This is a genomic window from Streptomyces sp. NPDC057543, from assembly GCF_042801895.1.
In the GTDB taxonomy this organism is placed as follows: domain Bacteria; phylum Actinomycetota; class Actinomycetes; order Streptomycetales; family Streptomycetaceae; genus Streptomyces.
In genome coordinates this window covers 1-4406 of record NZ_JBHVFF010000453.1, presented here as the reverse complement: position 1 = coordinate 4406, position 4406 = coordinate 1, and the positions used below count along the sequence as shown (strand labels likewise).

The following is a 4406-nucleotide window of genomic DNA, read 5'->3' as shown; positions in this document are numbered from 1 at the left end:
GTGCGGAAACCACCGGGGCCCTGCTCGTACGCGGGTATGCGGGTACGCGGATTCGCGGGTAAGCGTCAGTCGACGAGGCCGTCGGCGGCCTCGACCTCCTCGCGGGTGATGCCGAGCAGATACAGCACGGTGTCCAGGAACGGCACGTTCACCGCGGTGTGCGCCGCCTCGCGGACCACCGGCTTGGCGTTGAAGGCCACCCCGAGCCCGGCGGTGTTCAGCATGTCGAGGTCGTTCGCGCCGTCACCGATCGCGACGGTCTGCGCCAGCGGCACCCCGGCCTGCTCGGCGAAACTGCGCAGCAGCCGGGCCTTGCCGGCCCGGTCGACGATGTCGCCGACGACCCGTCCGGTGAGCTTTCCGTCGACCACTTCCAGGGTGTTGGCAGAGGCGAAGTCGAGCCCGAGCCGTTCCTTCAGATCGTCGGTGACCTGGGTGAACCCGCCTGAAACCACGCCCACTTGGTAGCCGAGCCGCTTCAGCGTACGGATCAGCGTGCGGGCCCCCGGGGTCAGCCGCACCTCGGCGCGCACCTTGTCCACCACCGATACGTCGAGCCCCGCCAGCAGCGCCACCCGCGCGTGCAGCGACTGCTCGAAGTCGAGCTCGCCGCGCATCGCCTGCTCGGTCACCTCGGCGACCTTGTCCTCGCAGCCGGCATGGGCGGCGAAGAGCTCGATGACCTCGTCCTGGATGAGCGTCGAGTCGACGTCCATGACGACCAGCCGCTGCGCCCGGCGGCTCAGTCCGGCCGACACGACCGCGATGTCGACGCCGATCCCGGCGGACTCCGTCGCCAGCGCCGTCCGCAGTTCCTCGGTCCCGGTGCCGGAGACCGCGAACTCGACTGCGGTGACCGGGTACTTCGCGAGCCGGAAGATGCGGTCGATGTTCCCGCCGGTGGAGGTGATCGTGGCCGCTATGGCGGCGGTCGACTCCGCGGTCAACGGGTGCCCGAGCACCGTCACATGGGAGCGTCCGGAGCCACGCGGGCGGTTGTCACCTGTGCCGGAGATGATCTCGGCCTGCAGCTTCAGCGAGTCGGCCCAGCTGTGCACGGTCGCCCGCAGGTCGCCCTCGGTCGTGCCGTCCGCGGTCGGGGCGGTGACCAGTGCGCACAGGACGATGCGGCCACGGGTGACGACCTGCTCGATGTCGACGACATCGACCGAGTAGGCGGCGAGGGTGTCGAAGAGCCCGGCGGTGATCCCCGGGCGGTCCTTCCCGAAGATCTTCACGAGAAGGGTAGGGGTGTCCGTGCCCTGACGGGACTCAGGGGGCTCAGGGGACGGGGAAGACTGAGGTGGCTGAGATGCGCTCATGGTGCTCCCACCGTATCGGTCCGCTCCATGGCCTCGGAGGCCCGTCCCGAGGACCGGACGGCGCGTCGTCGCCCCGTCTCCGCACGCCACGGCAGGCAACACGGTGCGACGACGGACGGGACACGCTCGGGTGCGCCGGGCGATCACGGACCGGACGCGATCGGGCATGCCCGACGATCACGGACGGACTCGAGCGGATCAGGACCGGGGCGGATCTTCCGGGCGGACGGAATCACCGTGGATCACCCCGTTCATTTACGGTTCGTACGCAGTCGTGCGCGCCTGCCGATCTCCGTACCGGTTCATGGGGACGGCGCAACACCACAGGTCTCGGCAGGGTCTTCACCCCGCCCGACTTTCGTATCGGGGACTGCTCCTGGAATAGTTCCCCACGATGTTCAGCATCCCTAGACTCCCTGCGATGGGGGTAACTCGGGGGACAACAAGTGGGGCGCGGAGTGCCGGAACTCGTACTGGAATTGAATGGCAGGACCTGGACGCTCGATCCGTCCAGGTCGTACACACTGGGGCGTGATCCGCAGGGCGACCTGACGATCGACGACGCCAGGGTGTCGTGGCGGCACGCCACGATCAGCTGGGGGGGCCACAGTTGGTTCATCGAGGACCACGGCAGCACCAATGGCACCTATGTGCAGGGCCGGCGAATCCATCAGCTTGAAATAGGACCCGGCTCCGCCGTGCACCTCGGCAACGCCACTGACGGACCGCGGCTGAGCGTCAGCGCCGCCGCGGGCGCCGATGTGTACAGCGGGCAGGGCGCGGGTGCGCAGCAGGCCCCCGCCCAGCAGCCCCAGCAGGGTGGCGCGGGCTGGCCCGGCCAGCAGGCCGCCCCCGTTCCGCCGCAGCAACAGCAGCCGCCGCAGCAGGGCTGGCAGCAGACCCCCCAGGCACAGCCTCAGCAGCCTCAGCAGCCCCAGGTCCCGCACCAGCAGGGCCTGGCGAAATCACCTGGTGCCCCGGGCTCGGGCGGGTCCGGCGGTGCCGCGGGGGCCTCGCCGGTGTACGGCGACCGCAGCCCGACCACGTTCCACCAGCTGGCGCTCGGCCGCGTCATGCGCATCGGTCGTGCGCTCGAGAACGAACTGGTCGTCTCCGACCTCCAGGTCTCGCGCCACCACGCCGAATTCCACGCGACGCCCGACGGCCGCTTCGAGATCCGTGACCTCGGATCCCACAACGGCACCTACGTCAACGGTCAGCCGCTCTCCAAGTCCGGCTCCGCGTTCATCGGCCCGAACGACATCGTCGGCGTCGGTCACTCGACCTTCCGCCTGGTCGGGGACCGGCTGGAAGAGTTCGTCGACACCGGCGAGGTCTCCTTCTCCGCCCGCCACCTCACGGTGACGGTCGACGGCGGGAAGCAGATCCTCAAGGACGTCTCCTTCGGCGTCCCGGAGAAGTCGCTCATCGCCGTCATCGGCCCGTCCGGCTCCGGCAAGTCCACCCTGCTCAAGGCGCTCACCGGCTACCAGCCCGCCAACCAGGGCGACGTCCTCTACGACAACCGGAACCTGTACAAGCAGTTCGCCGAGCTGCGCCAGCGCATCGGTCTGGTCCCGCAGGACGACATCCTGCACAAGGAACTCACCGTCACCAAGGCCCTCAGGTACGCGGCCAAGCTCCGCTTCCCGGCGGACACCACCCAGGCCGAGCGCGAGGCCCGGATCCTCGAAGTCCTCGCCGAGCTCAAGCTCGACATCCACAAGGACAAGAAGGTCACCTCGCTCTCCGGTGGTCAACGCAAGCGTGTCTCCGTGGCTTTGGAGCTGCTCACCAAGCCGTCGCTGATCTTCCTGGACGAGCCGACCTCCGGCCTCGACCCGGGCATGGACCGCGATGTCATGCAGCTGCTGCGCGACCTGGCCGACGACGGCCGTACGGTCCTCGTCGTCACCCACTCCGTGGCCGAGCTGGCGATCTGCGACAAGCTGCTCGTCATGGCGCCGGGCGGTTCCGTCGCCTACTTCGGCCCGCCGGAGGAGGCGCTCAACTTCTTCGGCTACACGACCTGGGCCGATGTCTTCTCCGCGTTCGAGAACTACCGCGACTACGACTGGGCGGGCCGTTGGCGCGGTTCGCAGCACTACCAGATGTACGCCGCGGACATCGACGCCGTCGCCGTACAGTCCGTACACATGCCGCCGCAGCAGCTGCGCCCGCCGAAGCCGCAGAGCTGGACGGCCCAGCTGTGGACGCTGATGCGTCGCTACGTCTCGGTGATCGCGTCCGACAAGGGCTTCATGGGGCTGATGGTGGTCCTGCCCGCCGTGCTCGGCGTCGTCAGCGTGGTCATCCCCGCCAACTTCGGCCTGGCCCCGCCGAAGCCGCCGTCCCGGTTCAACGGAGCCGCCGGAACGATCATGCTGATCCTCGCGGTGGGCATGTGCTTCTCCGGTGCGGCCAACTCCGTACGAGAACTGATCAAGGAACGCGTCATCTACGAACGGGAACGGGCCACCGGTCTCTCCCGCTCCGCCTATCTGATGTCGAAGGTGATCGTCCTCGGCGTGATCACGGCCATCCAGGGCGTCATCATCTGCGGCATCGGCTTCGCCACCCGCGAGCTGCCCGCGGAGGGCCTGATCATGCCGCCGGCCGTCGAGCTCTGCGTGACGATCATCGTGCTCGGCTTCACCTCGATGATGTTCGGCCTGGTGATCTCCTCGCTGGTGAAGACCGCCGAGAAGACCATGCCGCTGCTGGTCATGTTCGCGATCGTCCAGGTCGTCTTCACCGGCATCCTCTTCCAGGTCTACGGATCGCCCGGCCTGGAGCAGTTCGCCTGGCTGATGCCGTCCCGCTGGGCCATCGCCGGCGCGGGCGCGACGCTCGACCTGTCACACCTCATGGCGCCGTGGGACCCGAAGAACCCGACCGACCTGGACCCGCTGTGGGAGCATTCGGCCGGTCAGTGGGGCATGAACATCTCGGTGCTCCTGCTGCTCGGCATCATCTGCGGCGTCGTCGTCGCGCGACTGTTGCGCCGCCACGAGCCGGAGGTCATGCGCAAGTAGGCGCGGACACCCGTGTACGCATACGCTGAAGGGCGGCACCCCGTGCGGG

At 68.6% G+C, this 4406-nt stretch carries 2 protein-coding genes; one reads left to right on the top strand and one right to left on the bottom strand.

Translation table 11 applies throughout. From position 1 onward, the window contains the following. Positions 1-65: 65 nt before the first annotated feature. The gene (serB, locus tag ACFU8Q_RS39515; protein ID WP_266745390.1) at positions 66-1322 is read right to left on the bottom strand and encodes a phosphoserine phosphatase SerB; all 1257 of its coding nucleotides are present in this window, start codon (positions 1320-1322) and stop codon (positions 66-68) included. Between the two features lie 446 nt (positions 1323-1768). On the opposite strand from serB, the gene ACFU8Q_RS39510 reads away from it, so the two are divergent. After that, positions 1769-4357 carry an FHA domain-containing protein gene (locus ACFU8Q_RS39510; RefSeq protein ID WP_384464470.1) on the top strand — a complete coding sequence of 863 codons (2589 nt, stop codon included), beginning with the start codon at positions 1769-1771 and terminating at the stop codon, positions 4355-4357. The last annotated feature ends 49 nt before the right edge of the window (positions 4358-4406 follow it).